The following is a 17,436-nucleotide window of genomic DNA, read 5'->3' as shown; positions in this document are numbered from 1 at the left end:
ACCGTTCTCTCCCGCGCCGGGCTGTCCTGGTCCGCCATCAATCGCTGGCTCGCCAACCCGGTCGGATGGCGGTAGCGTTCGTTCAACGAATTTGATTTCCTCGATGACTTCTGACCGCAGCGGTGACCACTTGCCGGTGACGGCATCCCGTTTCCGGCGGAGAAAGCGACCGCCTGCCGCATCCGAGCAGATTGAGTAATAATTGGGCTATCCGTAGCCGTTCCCCCGGCAGGCCGCCCAAGCATGACCTCACCACATGGACCGTGACCGACGACTGGCCCGACCCGTTCCGGTTACACAAGCCGAGATAGAAGTGTTCGAGCGATGGTTCGGCGATTTGTTCGATGAACTATTCGGCCTCGACAGTGAATTGCCTGACGCCGGAGCTCAGATTGATCTTGAAAACGGTACTAAATAATGATACTGGATGCTCCATGAAAAAGCGTCACAGAGCCACGCTGGAACTGATCTTCGCCCGCCCCGTCAACGGTTCGATCCGCTGGGCCGATCTAGAGGCGCTGTTTGCAAGTCTCGGGGCGGAAGTCAGTGAGCGGGACGGTTCGCGCGTCGGCGTATTCCTGTTCGGTGAAGTGCGCGTCTTTCATTGTCGGCATCCGTCACCGGATACGGACAAAGGTGCGGTTGCCAGCATCCGAAAATGGCTGGACGAACACGGAGTAAAGCCATGAATAATGTCGTTGAAATCAATGGCGAGAAGGCAGTTATCGCTTTCGATCCCGAGATTCAGATGCTGCGCGGCGAGTTTGTCGGCCTCAATGGCGGAGCCGACTTCTATGCCGAAAGCGTCCACGATCTGATCGAGGAAGGCCGCAAGTCGTTGGCCGTCTATCTCGAAATGTGCCGGGAGAAGGATATTGAGCCGCGCCGGAAGTTCTCCGGAAAGTTCAATGTCCGCCTCACGCCTGACGATCATGCCGCCGCAGTCATTGCCGCAGCAGCATCGGGCAAGAGCCTGAATGAATGGATCGTCGGGACCATCAGGGAGGCAGCAGAGTAGCGAACCCGTTCGGAACACAACGGGCTTTGAAAGGAAGCAGACTATGACCGCTTCTACCGTGCCGCTACGCGCCGCCCTATATTTGCGCGTTTCGACGGCGCGGCAGGCCGAGCATGAGTTCAACAAGCGCTCCAAAACCGAGGAGTTGAAGCCGGTCAGCGAGATCGTAACGGTTCCGGTCCCCCCCATTATAGACAAAGATACGTTTGAGGTGGTTCAGAAGCTGCTCAAGACTCCTAATCCCCAGGTCATGCCCACCCGCGTCATCCGCGGCCCAACCATGCTGACCGGCCTAATCCATTACGCCAAGTGCGACGGGCCATGATCATCCGCACCGGCAAGGACAGGCGGTATCGCTATTATGCTTGCTCAATGAAGGCACGGCAGGGGACGACCACCTGCGAAGGCATGGCCGTGCGATGGAAACGTTGGATGATCTTGTCGTCAATCACCTTAAGAAACAGCTTCTCCAGCCCGAGCGGCTGGAAACCGTGCTTGCCTCCGCGCTCGACCGCAGCCGAAGAACATGCTGAGCGCCGCCGAGCATATCGCCGAGTTGAACAAGCGCTCAGCCGAATCGCAATTGCGCCTCAAACGGCTTTATGACGCCATCGAGGCGGGCTTTGCCGATCTGGACGATCCGGCGCTGAAAGACCGTATTGGCGGCTTCAAAGCCATCCGCGATCAGGCCAAGACCGATGCCGACCGGGCCAGGCCATGCTTCAAAATTAGGTGCAAAAGGCGGTGACGCCGCAGATGCTGCGCAAGTTCGCCGCAGCCACCTGCGAGCGTATCCGGCTGGAAAGCGGCGGCTATCGCCGCGACCATCTGCGCGCGCTCGCACAGCGTGTCGAGGTCGCAGACAGTGAAGTTCGCATCATGGGATCGAAGTCCCGGCTGTCCCGGAGGGACTGCATCAACTATTGATTTCATTAATTAATTTCTAGGTTAGCCAATTCGCCATTTTCTCTTTGTTCCGTATCATTATGCCTAACTTTCCCTGCGCCCCAGCTTCACAATCTGCCAAGTTCATTACAACAACTATTCTATTTCGTGTGTATTTTTACACATTACTTTACTACACACCTTTCCACACTATCGTTTGGTGTGTATAAGTGTGCTACAAAGAAGGGAAAAGGTTGGCACCAAACCGCAGACCAATGAAGCCGAGAGAAATTGTTCAGATGCTAAATGCCGATGGCTGGACAATTAAAAGAAAGGGGCCGGGAGATCATGTTCAATACACCCACCCGCGCAAAAGCGGCAAAGTTACAGTCGACATGGGCACAACCGAATTCCCGCCTAAGACTTTAAAGAACATTTACAAAATCGCTGGGTGGGGCTGGTAAGTCCGACCCGCCTTACAAAAGGAGCGCATGACGTGCCCGTTACATACGCATTAATCCATCAAGAAAACGGCCAGTTCGGGATTTCGTTTCCTGACTTTCCCGGATGCATTTCGGGTGGCAAAAACGAAGAAGAAGCAATTCGCCGAGGAACAGAAGCCCTTAATTTTCACGTCGAGGGCATGATTGAGGAGGGTCACGCTATTCCGATGCTGCGCAATGCGAAGGAGCTTCGCGCAGATCCGGAGCTTGCCGAGGAATTAGAAGACGGCATATTAACTTTGGTTAGTTTCGAGATGCCGGGGAAAATCCTTCGCATAAATATTACAATAGATGAGCACCTGCTATCAGCGATCGACAAAGATGCAAAGGCACACAATCAAAGTCGGTCTGCGTACATTGCTGATGCTGCCAGAAACAAAATTCGCGGCGCAGCATAAAAAAAAGGCTCTGGTTCACACCAGAGCCTTTCTTTAATTGTCATTTTTGATCTTGTAGTAGATCTGGACAAGAAGCCAGATGATGCCAAGGCTGGATAAACCGAGAGATAAAGCTTTTTCGAGGTGCGGAAGCCACCATGGATTAGCGGCGGCAACCGTTGCGACCGCCGCCTTTACTCGATCTGCAACCTGATCTCTCATTTCCAGCAACCCCGCCTCTTGCAGTTTTCGTCATTCCCTTCACCGCTCTCTGCCCCGGCCCGGTCTGCCTCGACTAAGGCGACTAGCCCGGCTGGAGAAAGATTATTCTGACGAAACCCCGCGCAGCTCGTCGCATTGCTCGACTGGCAAACCACGACGAGGAAGTGCAAGCCTGCAAAAATATAGTCCGATAAGCGGCGAAGCTTTGCATCGTCCTTTGTCCTTTCACGCTATGCTTTTATATCGTCTCGCAGTCGCTCAGTAATCGCTTGCTGTCTGCCTTCCCGCTTACCAATCAGATAGCCACCGCCAGCGGCCAAGCTCGCCGCAACCACGGCGGCAAGAAGATATTTCAGCCATGTTGGGAATTTTGCCCATACCAGCCCCATCAGCTGAATTCCGACTGGAGTTCTTTGACAGCCTTGAACAGATCCGAACGGCGCTTGATGCCGTAGATCGCAAAGCCCAATCGCCACACTGAAAAAGATCTGCACGCGCCAATCCAAACCGCCAAGGAAAGAACCTATACCGCTAACCGCTTACATGATGGCAACCCCGGCCCAAGTCCAAACCGTCTTGCTACGCGATGGCCTTTTACTAAGCTCACCCGGATCTGCGACCACAGGTTTTCGTTCAGTGACAATATCCGGCTCTGAAAGCCACAGCGCGACAGGCCGGAATTGAGGATTTCCCCGATTGTACAGTGTCTTCCGCATTGCGGTATAGCGCCATCAATAAGGCACCTGACGGCTGCGAGATTGGCTTTGAAGGCGACGAAGCTGTCATAAATATCAGAGCCGGAAGGTCGCATTTGCAGCTGCCCTTGCTGCCAGCAACAGACTGTCCGCAAATGAAAGCTGATGGCTTTACCCATGAATTTGACTTACCGGCGAGTGGTTTATCGCGGGTAGTCGCGATATACACATCCTTGCAGTACGCTACACACAAAATATACGCAAAGTGAGCAGCTTACCGCATACACATATAGCCGACGATAGACGAAGGAATGACGCGTTAACCCTTGTATTGCAAGGGTTTTGCATAGCTGTGGATTCGTCTGGAAAGCCAAGTGGCGGAGAGGGTGGGATTCGAACCCACGGTGGAGTTACCCCCACGCCGCATTTCGAGTGCGGTGGTGTCTAAGAGCGACTTTTGCGACCCGCGATCTCGATCGATACATCTGACTTTTCGTATCGGGAGCCGGGCGGCGCTTTTCTGGCGGGAAGCCTTGGTGCACGGCAAGTTTTTGAATTGATTTTATGTATTATCCAACGCACAACCGTTTCATATGGATTTGTACGCCGTCGGGCGTTGAGTTGAGAAAGAAGCTGCTGCGTTGACGGACGATATTGCCCATACCGAGTTGATCGCCGTTTTAAGTGCCGTCACGGGTGAGCAGCCACGCGTTATGACGGTGCGTCAAGGGCAGGCTCTGCCGTCCGGGCCATTTGAGACTGAGCATCGTTCGTTGCAGTCAGGCCTGCGTGCCTGGGTGCAAGCGGAAACCGCTCACCCGGTGGGCTATCTTGAGCAGCTTTATACTTTTGCTGATCGTGACCGTCACAAGCTTGGCGAGCGGACAATTTCAATCAGTTATCTTGGGCTGGTGCGTGAAGGTGATGCGACGTCTCATCAGGCCAGCTGGCGAGGCTGGTATGATTATCTGCCATGGGAGGACCATCGGCAGGGTGTGCCTGAGATAGTCGGGCATCTGAGCAATGGTCTTCGCGTCTGGGCGCATCTGGCTGCTTCTGCGGAACTGACGGCACAGCGCTTGCGGCGAATAGGTTTTTCTTTCGGGCTTAATGGCGAGCGCTGGAACGAAGATCTGGTGCTTCAGCGCTATGAGCTTCTGTATGAAGCGGGCCTCGTCAGCGAAGCTGAAAAAGGCGATGAGGAAAACGGAAGGCATATGTTCGCTGATCACAGGCGGATTCTTGCAACCGCTATCGCGCGGTTGCGTGCCAAGATCAAATATCGCCCTGTCGTATTCGAACTTATGCCCGATAATTTCACGCTTCTGCAGCTTCAGCGTACTGTCGAAGCTCTCGCCGGACTGCGACTGCATAAACAGAATTTCCGTCGCCTGATCGAACAGCAGGACCTTGTCGAAGAGACTGGCGAAAGCGATAGCGAGACTGGAGGCCGCCCGGCCAAACTCTTCCGTTTCCGCTATTCGATTGTCGAGGAACGCGCACTTTCTGAGCGCCATGTTGCAGGAACTAAGCTCCCTCTCTCGCGTGATTGACAATATACTCGAATCGAGTATAACTGCGGATCTATAAAATACTCATATTGAGTATAACAGATGGTTCCGCTGTGTTGGAGCTTATGCGCTGCTCGGGAGGCCGCCATGAACGAGTTTGTTTCTGTTTCAAAACTTTATGATCGCGTGGCGTCGGTCTTGCCCAGGGTCGAATGGATGCGTTTTGAAGAAGACGTTGCGGCCATCCTTGAACTTAAGCGCAAACGCAATGCCGTTATTCTCGCGCATAATTATCAGACGCCGGAAATCTTCCATTGCGTGGCCGATATTGTCGGCGATAGTCTGGCTCTTGCCCGCAAGGCGATTGATGTTGAAGCCGATGTGATCGTGCTGGCAGGCGTGCATTTCATGGCGGAGACAGCCAAGCTGCTCAATCCCAAAAAGACTGTTCTGATCCCGGATATGGGTGCTGGATGCTCACTGGCAGATTCCATTACACCGGAGGATGTTGCGCTTTTACGTGAGGCACATCCAGGGGTGCCAATCATCACCTATGTCAACACATCCGCAGCTGTTAAGGCTGCATCCGATATCTGCTGCACGTCGGGGAATGCAAAAAAGATCGTCGAGTCGCTTGGCGTGCCGCGCGTGCTAATGATCCCTGATGAGTATCTTGCACAGAATATTGCGCGTGAAACCAATGTTGAAATTCTAGCTTGGCATGGCCATTGTGAAGTGCATGAACGCTTCACGCCAGACGATATCCGAGAACTGCGTGAAAGCCATCCCGGCGTGATGGTGTTGGCACATCCGGAATGCCCACCTGAAGTGGTCGAGGCTGCTGATTTTGCTGGTTCGACGGCTGTAATGTCGGACTTTGTCGGTGAAAAAAAGCCGCAACGCGTAGTGCTTCTGACCGAATGCTCCATGAGTGACAATGTGGCTGTCGACCATCCAGATGTTGAATTTATCCGGCCCTGCAATCTCTGTCCTCATATGAAGCGGATCACGCTCGGCAATATACGTGATGCGCTGGAAAACAATCGCCATGAAGTCACGATTGATCCCACGATTGCTGAACCTGCACGCCGCGCTGTCGAGCGGATGCTAGCGGTATGAGCATCGCTCCTGTAATCGTGATCGGCAGTGGCCTTGCAGGTTTGATGACCGCGCTTTCACTTGCGCCTTATCCGGTGTTGCTGGTGACTGCGGGACCCCTTGGCTTGGCGGGGTCCAGCCCGTTGGCGCAGGGTGGTATTGCAGTGGCCCTTGGTGAAGATGATAGCGCAGCTCTGCATATTGCCGATACGCTGGCGGCAGGCGACGGTCTTTGCGATGCGCGCGTGGCAACGCACATTATTGAGGCGGCGCCCCAAGCGATTGCGTCGCTTGAACGCTACGGCGTATTTTTCGACCGCAGGTCAGATGGGGCTTATTCTCTGGGGTTGGAGGCTGCCCATGGAAGGCATCGCATTGTCCATGTCGATGGGGATGCGACAGGTGCAGGTATCATGCGCGCACTCATTGCCAGAATTCTCGCCACGCCATCGATCACCGTGCGAGAGAATAAAAAGGCGCAGCGTCTTATCACGCATGAACAGCGGATCTGCGGAGTGGAGCTCGAAGGAGAGGGGCCAGTCGCAGGCTGTGCGGTTGTATTGGCCACAGGTGGCGCGGGCGGTTTGTATGAGGCAACGACCACGCCGCCTGGTAATCTTGGGCAAGGGGCGGCTCTTGCCGGTCGTGCGGGTGCTATTTTGGCAGATATGGAATTCGTGCAGTTTCATCCGACCGCGTTGGCTGTTCCATCGCAGCGATTGCCTCTGATCAGCGAGGCGGTACGCGGTGAGGGTGCGATCCTCATTGATGATCGCGGTCACCGTTTTATGCAGAACGTGCATGGACAAGAGCTTGCTCCACGCGACGTTGTTGCGCGTGCGATTGGAGAACAGCTTGCACATGGCAGGAACGTTTTTCTTGATGCAAGAGCTTCTCTGGGCAAGCACTTTGCATCGCGGTTTCCGGCTATTGATGCGCTCTTGAGGCGGCATGGTATTGATCCATCTTGCGATCTTATTCCGGTGAAGCCTGCCGCCCATTATCATATGGGCGGGGTGGCGTCCGACCCTGATGGTCGCACCAGTCTGCCGGGGTTGTGGGCAGTGGGGGAAGCCGCTTGTACCGGACTTCACGGTGCAAACCGCCTGGCAAGCAATTCGCTTCTAGAAGCGGCTGTCATGGGTTTGCGGGTAGGTCGTGCCATCGCTAAAGAGCCGAAAGTGTCAGTACCATTGCTTGCATCAACGACAGCACCGCTATCAAGCGATGCTTCCGCCGTTCGCCCAATTGTCTCGCGTGCACTTGGTCTGTTACGCAGCGGACATGAACTGCGCACGGCGATTGCCCCGTTGCTTAGGCTTGCGAACACAAATGATGCGGCGGCTGTGGCGTTGGTGATGAGTGTTGCTGCATTCGAGCGCAAGGAGTCTCGCGGTAGTCATGCACGCACGGATTACCACAGCAAGCATGAGCGGGCTCAGCGCAGCTTTCACACCTTCGAACAGGCTTTTGCGCTCGCACGCGAAATTACAACATCCCAACCATTATCGAGGATCGCATGATGGACCTCCCGCGCCTTTCGCCTTTGATTGTGGAACCTATGGTACGCGCGACCCTTCTTGAAGACCTGGGACTGGCGGGTGATATCACGAGCAACGCAGTCGTGCCTGCCGATCATCGCTCGACAATGGTCTTCAGCCTACGGCAGCCGGGCGTTATCGCTGGATTGGACGTGGCTGAAACTGCTTTTCGATTGGTTGACCCTTCAATTGCATTTGATCGGTTGAGCTGCGATGGGTCGTCGCACCAGCCCGGCACAGAGGTCGCTCGCGTTTCAGGTTCTTCGCGCAGTATCCTTGCCGCCGAACGCACGGCGCTCAATTTTCTGGGCCATCTTTCAGGTGTAGCGACAGCAACAGCCAATCTGGTCAAAGCTGTTTCGGGGACGAAAGCTGCAATCGTTTGTACCCGCAAGACCATGCCCGGGCTGCGTGCTTTGCAAAAATATGCAGTGCGGACAGGGGGCGGCATGAACCACCGCTTTGCGCTTTATGATGCAGTGCTTATCAAGGATAATCATATCGCAGTTGCAGGTGGTGTTGGCGAAGCAATCTCCCGCGCCAAGAGCAATGCTGGTCATATGGTCAAGATTGAAGTGGAAGTCGACACACTGGAGCAGTTGCTTGAGGCAATGGCGATGGGTGTGGATGCGGTATTGCTCGATAATATGTCACCCGCGCAATTGCGTGAGGCAGTGAGCATTATCGATGGCCGGGCGATTGCCGAGGCTTCAGGTGGGATTACGCCTGAAACTGTCGCTGCCGTTGCTGCTAGCGGTGTCGATCTGATCTCAATAGGCTGGACTACGCATAGTGCGCCCAACCTCGATATAGGTCTCGATTTCAGCTTCGCGTAAGCGGCAAAGCCTATTCGCTCAAGTGATGAGCGAATGTGTCACCGGTATAGTCGGAGCGGAGAAGACCTGTTTCGCTCAACCTTGGCATCAACTCGTCAAGTGTGAGATGCATGGATGAGGTCGAACCGCCGGGGGCGGTGATGAAACCATCAATAGCACTTGCATCAGACCATTTTCGAATTGCTTCTATGGCGTCATCGACCGTGCCAATGATCTGCCAATGGGCGGCGCTGATCACTTCCGGCCTGCGTAGCAGGTCTTGAAGGCTGAGTGTTTCTTTGTGCAAAAGGCGCTGCAGCAATCCCGCGTGGGTTTTGCTGCGTACTTTTTCTGGTGGCGGAGGCATGTCCGACGGGCGGATCAGGCGATCTTCTGGCCAATCGGTTAGATCAAGGCCGGTCATATCCCGAATATAGTCAATCTTGCGCGTGCGGTCGCCGCGCGCGTGGGTATAGGAGAAAAGCTCTTCCGCCTCTTTGCGCGTTGGTGCAAGATAAAGGCTGAGGCCCGGAAGCAGGCGCACATCGTCGGAATTCCGGCCGTGAGATTGCGCCAGAGAGCGCAGGTCATTACGCAGATTAATCGCTGCATCAATATCGGGCGTTGCCGAGAAAATCGCATCGGCGACGGATGCTGCGAAACTGCGCCCGGCTGGTGAAGCGCCCGCCTGAACCAATGGGATCGGGACATTCTCCAGCGAAGGAACATTGAGGGGGCCTTTGACTTTAAACAAAGCACCCGCATGATTAATTGGTTTGATACGTGCAGTGTCAGCATAGTTGCCGCTAGCCCGGTCACGCTTGAGAGCGTCACCAGGAAAACTTTGCCAGAGCGCTTGCACGACATCGGTAAACTCTGCTGCCCGCGCATAGCGCTCGTCGGATGTCGGCATTTCATCAAGTCCGAAATTCACATTGCCATCAAGGGCGGTCACGATGTTCCATCCTGCACGCCCGTTGCTTAGATGATGCAATGACAGAACCTGCCGTGCGACGGCATAGGGTGGCATGAAGGTGGTAGAAATCGTGGTGAGTAGACCGATTTTGGAAGTTTCGCGCGCAAGCGTTGCCATCAGCAATGTGGCATCCAGACTAGCGAATCCGGGCGTGGTTTCCATGATCTGGCTGTTGAGAAATAGATTGTCGGGACGAAACACAAAGTCGAGCTTTGCAGCCTCCGCGCGTTGAGCAATGTCGACGTAAAAGTCTGAGCCGAAAACACCTTCAATATCGCTGTTGTCATGCCGCCAGCCATCATTGCTGAGCCAGGTGGGAGCAAGCGACATGCCAATGTGGAGCGTTTTGCGAGATGTCATAAAGAAATCCAGTCAGTGTTTCAGCAGAAAACCGCGAGCCGAAAGCTCGCGGTTTGATTGATTGCTTCAAGTGGTCAGAAGCTGCCCTTGATGCCGATGCCGAAAGTGCGTGGCATTGTCATGCTGGCCTGTGTCGTTGCTCCGCTTAGGCCACGCGTTGCTTGCTTGGCGGTCGGTACACGTTCGTTGAAGATATTCTTCACAAATCCGTAGAGCTGGAATTTTTCATTAAAGTCGTAGCTTACGCGGGCATTGGCGATTGTGTAAGCGTCGATCCAGTAGGATGGGGTGTTGGCGACATCGGAATAGTAGCTGTCGATATAGCGCACATCACCAGAAACATTGAATTTTTCGGTTACATTCCAGCTTGCTCCGAAGTTCAGCATGTAGCCCGGCGATTTTGCAAACTCATTATCCGCATAATCGGGATTGCTCGAAATCTCATCAATTTTCGTGCGCATGATACCTGCGCCTGCCTTGAGGGTCAGATTGTCGAGGATCTGGTAATCAGCGCCGAGTTCAAGTCCATAGGCATGTGCCTTCTCCGCGTTGATGGTATATGACTGTGTTATCCCGGGAGAAATGACAACAGGAATATTGTACTGGGCATTCTTGAAGTCCATGTAGAAAACGTTGCCGTTTATAACGAGCTTATTGTCCAGGAATTCGGCGCGGGTGAACAGTTCGTAGTTCCATAGTGTTTCCTCGTCGAACTTGTTCCATTTGCTCGTAGCAGGGTTGGATGTGTTCATATAAAGCGAAACACCCCCCGGATTGTAGCCGCGGCTTATAAGGCCACCGACGGTAAGCTCAGGGGTGATTGCATAGGCCAGCGATACCTTAGGCAGGAAAGCAGAGAAGGATTCATCAAAATCAATTGCGTCCAGTGCATAGACTGAAACACCATCGCGCTGAATTTTGTCGTACTGGAAGCGCGCGCCTCCAGTCAGTGTCCATTGCTCATTCATACGCCAGCTTAGTTCGCCAAACAGGCCAACATTTGTTTTCTTGTCGTCGAACTCAGAGATATAATTGTTTACAGCGACCTTATTGGCCGCGTTCACCAGATCGAGAAGCTCGTCGGTTTTTGTATGTGCAAAATAAACACCAGCGACACCGCTCAGGACGTCCTCCTGATCTCCAAAGGTGAGGCGTGTCTCATTCGAGATATTTGTCTGGTCGATATTGGCGTCACCATTATGTGCGACCCCCACTCTGCGCTCGACCGAAGAGTCTGAGAACTGTGTCTGGTTGTGGAGCTTGAAGCCATTCTCAAATTCATAACTGACATCCAAGATGCCAGTATTGGTACGCTGATCCCAAGAGGGTAAAGTTGCGCCACTATAGTCGAGATCATAGTAAAGCGGTGTCGCCGCTTCATAGGTCGGGCGATTGCTCTTGTTGAACGAGTAGGTGAGCTTTGCCTCTAGGCCTGGGATTTCAGCAGGCTGCCAGAGCAGCTTCGAACGAATGTTCAGCGACTGGAAATCCTGATCGGTTCCAGAAGAGTAGAAGCCCGGATTGACATAATCAATGAAAGTGTCGCGCCCCGAGTAATCGATAGCCAAACGACCTGCGAGCTCGTCTTTGTAGAGCGGGCTGTTCAGCATAATCGAGGTGCGCTTGGATTTATAGCTGCCGATCTCGACCTGATATGCGCCTTCCTGCTCAAATGTCGGGTCTTTGGTATTGACCACAATCGCACCGGCAATCGCATTCGCGCCCTGAGATGTGGTCTGCGGCCCGCGGAAGACTTCGATGCTGTCGAGATCCCAGATGGAAGTGGAGCCGAAGATAAACTCGTTATAATTCAGATAGTGGCCGTCAAGATTGATTGTTGCGCGGGGGACTGTGCCGGAGAAGAAGGCTGTCGCGCCATTGTTTGGGCCCTGCGTGTCCTGACCGCGAATAACGGGTGCGCCCACGGTGTCGGTATAGACAACGTTGGGTGTTCCACGGACCGCTTCCGATACAGAGGTGTCGCCCGTCTTTTCCTTACTGATTTCCTTTGCGGTAATCACGGTCACGGATGAGGCAGTGTTCTTGATATCACGCGCTACTTTTTCGCCGGTGATGACGAGCGTGTCGAGCACCAGTCCTTTGGAGCCTCCAGATGCCTCAGCATCTTGTGCAAAGGTTGATGAGCTTGAGATCGCTGCTAGCGTCAACGCGCTGACGCCATAGAAAAAGTTGCGGGAGGAGCGGGTAATCATGAGTCGCCTCAAAACATGAGTGAGTAAGTCATGTTCTGTTATGCTTCCAAAATAGATTCCGCAATAAGGAATGCATACCGCAATACAGTATGATTGCAAGCATGTTCAGCCTGTTGCCAAATCGCAACAGGTTTTGCAGTTGGACGGACAACGCCAGATTTTGAGTGTAGCCTTTGTCGGCTTAGCTATTTGGAAAGGCATGACTTTGTGTGCCCATCGGGCTAAAGAAAGTGGTGAATCTATCGGGAGGCAGGACATTTGGAAGATCAGGGTCAATCCGCGGGTGAGGAGATGGAGGTCGTTAGCGACAAACGGTCTGGCACGATACAGTCTGTTTCAATTGCTGCCCGATTTCTGAAGATTCTCGCCAATGCCGAGAATGAACTGCCTCTGGGAGAGGTGGCGAAACGTGCTGGAACCGGCGGCTCGACAGCGCATCGCTATCTGCAAAGCCTTGTAAAGGAAGGTCTCGCGAAGCAGGATCCGGTCAGTGGTTTTTATGACCTTGGTCCAACGGCACTGAGCATCGGCATCGGCGCGCTTCGGCGGGTTGATGCGGTGGAGATCGCTGCACAACACATGAAAGCTTTATCGCAAACGCATGCGATGAGTGGTGGTGTGGCAATCTGGACCGACAGAGGGCCGACGCTGGTTCGCTGGTATCGCAGCGCCTATTTCTCTGTTAACCCGCTGGCGCTTGGCGATACATTGCCGATCGACAATACAGCCTGCGGTCATATTTTTCAGTCTTATCTTCCAACGGCCACGGTCGATCGGGCGCGCAAGGTCCAACCTGCACATTTTCGCGGAACGCCGCCGTCTAAAGCCCTGCTTGAAAAGGTACGCAACGATCGTTGGTCGGAGATGACCAGCCATCTCTTGTCAAATGTAACGGGTCAGGCTTCGCCTGTGCTCGATGCTCAAGGCGAGATTGTCTGCGTGATGACAACTGTTGCCGATCTTGGTCAGTTGCGCACGGATGAAGAGCGCCGTGCGCTTTTTTATGAAGCATGCATTGTCAATGAATCAACAGGTGGCCTCATCGTTGATACCAAGTTGGAAATGCCGAAGAGCTAAAGCGTTTCGGAAACCGGGTATGCGTCATGCTTTCGCTGTTCTATTTTGCAGGCTCGATATGGGCAGTGCTGCTCTTTGGGACGATCAGCGGCGTCCCCGAGATCGGGTCTGGAATGATAAGCGAAGAGAGCCCGAATGCATCTTTGACCAGTTGTTCGGTGACGATGTCAGAAGGCTTGCCCTGCGCTATGATCGCGCCCTCGCGCATGGCAATCATGTTGGTCGCATAACGACAGGCGTGGTTCAGTTCATGGAGCACAGCGACGATTGTTCGTCCCTGTCGGTTAAGCTGCGCTAGCAGATCAAGCAGTTCAATCTGGTGTGCGATGTCGAGATAGGTTGTCGGCTCATCCAAGAGCAGGATTGGTGTTTCCTGTGCAAGGACAAGCGCTATCCATACGCGCTGACGCTGGCCGCCGGAGAGTTCATCGACAAGTCTTCCTGCTAATGGGGTGACGCGGGTCGCTTCCATTGCCTGCGCCACAGCCAGCTCATCAGCTTCAGACCATTGCCTTAAGAATGACTGATGCGGGTAACGGCCGCGGGCCACCAAATCTGCAACGGTGATGCCTTCCGGTGCAGTCGAACTTTGTGGCAGCAACCCCAGTCGTCGGGCGGTCTCTTTTGCAGGCAAGCTTGAAATGTCGCCGCCGTCGAGAATAATCTTCCCCTGACTGGGCTTGAGCAATCGCGACAATGCTCTGAGAAGAGTGGATTTCCCACAGGCATTCGGGCCCACAATCACGGTGAATGACGCATCTGGAATAGATACCGATAGATCGGTTGCAACCGTTCTCTCGTCGTATTTCAGGGTCACGGCTTCAGCGTGAAGGCGGTGTGTCATTGTGGCTCCTCGGTGGGGCTTCAGCAGGGTAGGATTGTCGTCCCGTATTGCATTGTAGAATACGTTCTGCAATATGGAGTAGCGCGATCATGTTTTATCAAGCGTCTTCTCCATCCAATTGCATTACGCGGCAACGAAGTATCAGCTATGGCACTTAGTAAGAATGTTCTCAAGTTTCTGGTAATGCTCGCGTTGCTGGTTTTGCCTTTCGAATTCGCGCTTGCGCAAGATTTAGGATGGCCCCGGACCATCGAACATCATTCGGGCGCGCTGACGCTGAAATCCAAGCCCGTGCGGATTGTTTCGACTGCACCGAGCCTGACCGGTATTCTGTTGGCTATCAATGCGCCGTTGGTCGCCAGTGCGGCAACCACGCCGAGCCCTTTGACCGATGAAAAGGGCTTCTTCTCGCAATGGGCCAAAGTGGCGGATGAGCGAGGCGTAGAGGTTCTCTACTCCAATCTGGAATTCGATATTGAGGCAATTATCGCAGCCGAGCCTGATCTTGTTGTTGTTTCAGCGACGGGAGCGGACAGCGTTCTACCCCAGTATGCAGAGCTTGTCGCGCAAGGCATCCCGACCATGGTGGTCAATTATTCCAATCAGAGCTGGCAGGATATTGCGAAGCAACTCGGTAAGGCCGCAGGCCTTGAGAATGATGTCGTCGCAAGCGTTGCACGCTTTGATGATTATGCTGCGAAGGCTGCAGCGGAGATCAAAGTGCCTGTCGATCCGGTGACGATTGTCGGTTATAATATTGGAAACAGCTACTCGATCGGCAAACAAACGAGTGCACAAGCACAATTGCTGGAAGCGCTTGGGTTTAAAGTCGCTGGTTTGCCGGATGCTCTTACAAAACAAGTCACACGCAGCTCCGATTTCGATTTTATTTCGCATGAGAATCTTTCTGCTGCGATAACCGGCAAGAGTGTGTTTCTCCTGCGTGGCCTTGATGGCGATGTACGCTCATTTTTAAGCGACCCGGTACTTGCTAATCTTGATGCCGTGAAAGGCAGTCGGGTCTATTCGCTTGGGCCGACATCCTTCCGCATCGACTATTATTCTGGCATTCAGATGATCGATATGGTCGTTCCGCATTTCCGCAAATGATCTCCGGCTTGTTTCAACAAACGAGAAGTCGTGGGTTCTCTTCCATCTCGGAGAGGCAACGCCGCTTTTGGGGGCTGATTGCGGGACTTGTTGTGTTGCTACTTGCCGTCTTCGCAAGCCTCGTGCTCGGTTCGCGTTCGATCTCGCTTGCCGATACCGTGCAGGCGCTCTGGCTGCCGGATCTTCAAAATAATGAGCATCTGATCATCCGCGAATTGCGGGTTCCGCGCACCATTATTGCCATTCTGGTCGGGCTGGCGCTAGGCGTTGCAGGTGCCGTGATGCAGGCTGTGACCCGCAATCCACTGGCCGAGCCGGGATTGCTGGGTATCAATGCAGGGGCTGCTGTTTCCGTCATCCTTGGGATCGTGGCATTCAACCTGACAAGTGTCTCACAATATGTCTGGTTTGCCTTTGTTGGCGCTGGCCTTGCCGGGGTAGCAGTTTTCCTTCTGGGGCAGGAAAGGCGCGCGGGGACGAACCCCGTTCGTCTGGTGCTGGCTGGGGCTGGAATATCCGTCGTTCTGGCTTCTGTTACCGGCATTCTCATCATCAATGCGCCAACATCTGTTTTGGATCAGTTTCGTCACTGGTCGGCGGGCTCCGTCGAGGGGAGGGGATACGATGTCATTGTGGTGCTTGCTGTTTCGATCGCTGCCGGATTGATTGCAGCGTTCTCGATTGCCGGACGCTTGAATGCGCTTGCTCTGGGCAAAGAACTGGGTGCCGCACTGGGCGTGGATGTCTATCGAACCTGGTTCCTGTCCTGCCTCTCTGTCATGCTTCTTGCTGGTGCTGCAACAGCGGGTGCTGGACCGATAGGATTTGTGGGGCTGGTGGCTCCGCATCTTGCACGGATTGTGGTGGGGCCAAACTATCGCTGGATTTTGCCATATTCAGCGCTGTTCGCGGCAATTCTACTGCTCGGCGCAGACATTATCGGGCGCGTGATCGCAGCGCCTTCAGAGGTTGCGGCAGGCATCATTTCGATGTTGCTTGGCGGACCATTTTTCATTTTCGTTGTTCGCAGATTCCGGTTGTCGAAACTATGAATGCTCAACCTCGATCCGTCCTGCGCTTTGGTTCATTTTCCATTCAATGGCGAATGAGAACATTGGTCGTTTCTATTCTGCTGATTGTGCTTGCCTGCGCTATGGGTGTCATGCATCTGGGTACAGGCAGCATGAGTTTTACCTCCAATGATATTCTCAAAAGCATCACGGGCCATGGACTTAACCCAACGGCCGACCGGATAGTTTTCCGCGTGCGTCTTCCTCGTTTGATAACTGCACTTTTCGTCGGTGCTTCATTGGGTATGGCGGGATCAATTTTCCAATCCATCTCCCGCAATGCGCTTGGATCGCCCGACATCATAGGATTTACAACCGGGGCTGCTACGGGCGCTATCGTAGAAATAATTCTTTTCAATTCCGGGCCATTTGAAACTGCACTGGCGGCGGTTTTATCCGGCATTGGCACGGCCCTGATCGTATTTCTGCTCGCAATGAAGGGTCGGACGACGGGTGGCTACCGGCTCATCCTGGTGGGGATTGGTGTGGGTGCTGTTCTGTCAGGTTTAAATACGGTGATGCTTGTCGCAGGGGACCTTGATCAGGCGGCATCGGCACAGCTCTGGCTTGCCGGCTCGTTGAACACGCGAACCTGGTCTCATGCGGTGCCTGCCATCATCGGCTTTGTGGCGATACTGCCGGTTGCAATTTATCATGCCCAGCGGATCGATCTGATCGAAATGGGGGACGATGCCGCACGCCAGCTGGGTGTCGCAACTGAATCGACGCGGCTTGTCATGGTTTTGGCAGCTGTTGGACTAACTTCAATTGCAACAGCTGCGGCTGGACCGATAGCCTTTATCGCACTTGCTGCCCCGCAAATGGTACGTCGGCTGACGCGTGGATCGGGCGTGCCGCTTGTTTCGAGCGCGCTTATGGGCGCGACATTGCTCATAGGGGCTGATCTCGTCAGCCAGCATTTTCCGCTCAATGTGAAAATGCCGATTGGCTTGACGACGGGCCTGCTTGGCGGTGTCTATCTCTTGTGGCTGCTAGCAAGCAATCGTCGTACGCTTTAGAGCGCATTGCGAGAACTGTTCTAACACAGACGTGGAGACACACTTTTGAGCTGTTCGGCTTTGAAGGTTTTTGGCGTAAAAAAGCAAAAATCCCGGACGAAG

The 17,436-nt window shown here is 53.9% G+C and carries 21 protein-coding genes; 16 read left to right on the top strand and 5 right to left on the bottom strand.

What is annotated here, in order from left to right; translation table 11 throughout:
- Positions 1–256 precede the first annotated feature (256 nt).
- From QSJ70_RS18855 to QSJ70_RS18820, 8 genes are all read left to right on the top strand, one after another.
- A complete protein-coding gene (locus tag QSJ70_RS18855) occupies positions 257–418 on the top strand; it encodes a hypothetical protein (protein WP_285538694.1) in 162 nt (53 codons plus the stop codon).
- Between the two features lie 16 nt (positions 419–434).
- Complete coding sequence (locus QSJ70_RS18850; protein ID WP_285538692.1) at positions 435–689, top strand: type II toxin-antitoxin system HicA family toxin; 255 nt, start codon at positions 435–437, stop codon at positions 687–689.
- Positions 686–1,018 (top strand): type II toxin-antitoxin system HicB family antitoxin, encoded by a 333-nt coding sequence (locus QSJ70_RS18845; RefSeq protein WP_252349081.1) that lies wholly within the window; start codon positions 686–688, stop codon positions 1,016–1,018. The genes QSJ70_RS18850 and QSJ70_RS18845 overlap by 4 nt, the downstream gene beginning before the upstream one ends.
- A gap of 43 nt (positions 1,019–1,061) precedes the next feature.
- On the top strand, positions 1,062–1,343 hold the full coding sequence (locus QSJ70_RS18840) for a hypothetical protein (protein ID WP_285538690.1): 282 nt from the start codon (positions 1,062–1,064) through the stop codon (positions 1,341–1,343).
- Positions 1,344–1,544: 201 nt separating this feature from the next.
- On the top strand, positions 1,545–1,766 hold the full coding sequence (locus QSJ70_RS18835) for a hypothetical protein (protein ID WP_285538688.1): 222 nt from the start codon (positions 1,545–1,547) through the stop codon (positions 1,764–1,766).
- Positions 1,767–1,774: 8 nt separating this feature from the next.
- Entirely contained in the window at positions 1,775–1,945 is a 171-nt protein-coding gene (locus QSJ70_RS18830; protein ID WP_285538685.1) for a hypothetical protein, read from the top strand.
- A 233-nt stretch (positions 1,946–2,178) separates the two neighbouring features.
- Positions 2,179–2,367 carry a type II toxin-antitoxin system HicA family toxin gene (locus QSJ70_RS18825; RefSeq protein ID WP_285538753.1) on the top strand — a complete coding sequence of 63 codons (189 nt, stop codon included), beginning with the start codon at positions 2,179–2,181 and terminating at the stop codon, positions 2,365–2,367.
- Between the two features lie 32 nt (positions 2,368–2,399).
- Positions 2,400–2,804 (top strand): type II toxin-antitoxin system HicB family antitoxin, encoded by a 405-nt coding sequence (locus QSJ70_RS18820; protein ID WP_285538683.1) that lies wholly within the window; start codon positions 2,400–2,402, stop codon positions 2,802–2,804.
- A gap of 33 nt (positions 2,805–2,837) precedes the next feature.
- Here QSJ70_RS18820 and QSJ70_RS18815 read toward each other — a convergent pair whose 3' ends face one another.
- Both QSJ70_RS18815 and QSJ70_RS18810 read right to left on the bottom strand, forming a co-directional pair.
- Positions 2,838–3,005 carry a hypothetical protein gene (locus tag QSJ70_RS18815; RefSeq protein ID WP_285538681.1) on the bottom strand — a complete coding sequence of 56 codons (168 nt, stop codon included), beginning with the start codon at positions 3,003–3,005 and terminating at the stop codon, positions 2,838–2,840.
- Between the two features lie 230 nt (positions 3,006–3,235).
- A complete protein-coding gene (locus QSJ70_RS18810; protein ID WP_215779142.1) occupies positions 3,236–3,394 on the bottom strand; it encodes a hypothetical protein in 159 nt (52 codons plus the stop codon).
- Between the two features lie 947 nt (positions 3,395–4,341).
- Between QSJ70_RS18810 and QSJ70_RS18805 the strand changes: the two genes are divergently transcribed.
- The 4 genes from QSJ70_RS18805 to nadC all read left to right on the top strand — a co-directional run bounded on the left by QSJ70_RS18805 (position 4,342) and on the right by nadC (position 8,686).
- On the top strand, positions 4,342–5,253 hold the full coding sequence (locus QSJ70_RS18805; protein ID WP_215777633.1) for an NUDIX hydrolase: 912 nt from the start codon (positions 4,342–4,344) through the stop codon (positions 5,251–5,253).
- 105 nt (positions 5,254–5,358) lie between these two features.
- Positions 5,359–6,330, top strand: a complete 972-nt coding sequence (nadA, locus tag QSJ70_RS18800; RefSeq protein ID WP_215777631.1) for a quinolinate synthase NadA — start codon at positions 5,359–5,361, stop codon at positions 6,328–6,330.
- Complete coding sequence (locus QSJ70_RS18795; protein ID WP_285538679.1) at positions 6,327–7,832, top strand: L-aspartate oxidase; 1,506 nt, start codon at positions 6,327–6,329, stop codon at positions 7,830–7,832. The genes nadA and QSJ70_RS18795 overlap by 4 nt, the downstream gene beginning before the upstream one ends.
- Positions 7,832–8,686, top strand: coding sequence for a carboxylating nicotinate-nucleotide diphosphorylase (gene nadC / locus QSJ70_RS18790; protein WP_285538751.1), 855 nt, complete (start codon positions 7,832–7,834; stop codon positions 8,684–8,686). Before QSJ70_RS18795 ends, nadC begins: the two co-directional genes overlap by 1 nt.
- Positions 8,687–8,696: 10 nt before the next feature.
- Here the strand turns inward: nadC and QSJ70_RS18785 are convergent, their stop codons facing one another.
- Together QSJ70_RS18785 and QSJ70_RS18780 are read right to left on the bottom strand one after the other, a co-directional pair.
- A complete protein-coding gene (locus QSJ70_RS18785) occupies positions 8,697–10,001 on the bottom strand; it encodes an NtaA/DmoA family FMN-dependent monooxygenase (RefSeq protein WP_285538677.1) in 1,305 nt (434 codons plus the stop codon).
- Between the two features lie 74 nt (positions 10,002–10,075).
- Positions 10,076–12,214 (bottom strand): TonB-dependent receptor, encoded by a 2,139-nt coding sequence (locus tag QSJ70_RS18780; protein ID WP_285538675.1) that lies wholly within the window; start codon positions 12,212–12,214, stop codon positions 10,076–10,078.
- Positions 12,215–12,505: 291 nt separating this feature from the next.
- Between QSJ70_RS18780 and QSJ70_RS18775 the strand changes: the two genes are divergently transcribed.
- The gene (locus QSJ70_RS18775; RefSeq protein WP_285538749.1) at positions 12,506–13,291 is read left to right on the top strand and encodes an IclR family transcriptional regulator; all 786 of its coding nucleotides are present in this window, start codon (positions 12,506–12,508) and stop codon (positions 13,289–13,291) included.
- Positions 13,292–13,331: 40 nt separating this feature from the next.
- Here the strand turns inward: QSJ70_RS18775 and QSJ70_RS18770 are convergent, their stop codons facing one another.
- Positions 13,332–14,135 carry an ABC transporter ATP-binding protein gene (locus QSJ70_RS18770; protein ID WP_215777624.1) on the bottom strand — a complete coding sequence of 268 codons (804 nt, stop codon included), beginning with the start codon at positions 14,133–14,135 and terminating at the stop codon, positions 13,332–13,334.
- Positions 14,136–14,282: 147 nt separating this feature from the next.
- Here QSJ70_RS18770 and fepB point away from each other — a divergent pair, with 147 nt between their 5' ends.
- The 3 genes from fepB to QSJ70_RS18755 all read left to right on the top strand — a co-directional run bounded on the left by fepB (position 14,283) and on the right by QSJ70_RS18755 (position 17,334).
- Positions 14,283–15,245: a Fe2+-enterobactin ABC transporter substrate-binding protein gene (gene fepB / locus QSJ70_RS18765; RefSeq protein WP_285538672.1), complete on the top strand. Its 963-nt coding sequence runs from the start codon at positions 14,283–14,285 to the stop codon at positions 15,243–15,245.
- A 92-nt stretch (positions 15,246–15,337) separates the two neighbouring features.
- Positions 15,338–16,297: a FecCD family ABC transporter permease gene (locus tag QSJ70_RS18760; RefSeq protein ID WP_285538670.1), complete on the top strand. Its 960-nt coding sequence runs from the start codon at positions 15,338–15,340 to the stop codon at positions 16,295–16,297.
- Entirely contained in the window at positions 16,294–17,334 is a 1,041-nt protein-coding gene (locus QSJ70_RS18755; RefSeq protein ID WP_352231019.1) for a FecCD family ABC transporter permease, read from the top strand. The genes QSJ70_RS18760 and QSJ70_RS18755 overlap by 4 nt, the downstream gene beginning before the upstream one ends.
- Positions 17,335–17,436: the final 102 nt, after the last annotated feature.

Source organism: Brucella sp. NBRC 12950, from assembly GCF_030268145.1.
Lineage (GTDB): Bacteria > Pseudomonadota > Alphaproteobacteria > Rhizobiales > Rhizobiaceae > Brucella.
Note: the sequence above shows the minus strand (reverse complement) of the source record. Positions and strands in the feature narration are given on the sequence as shown.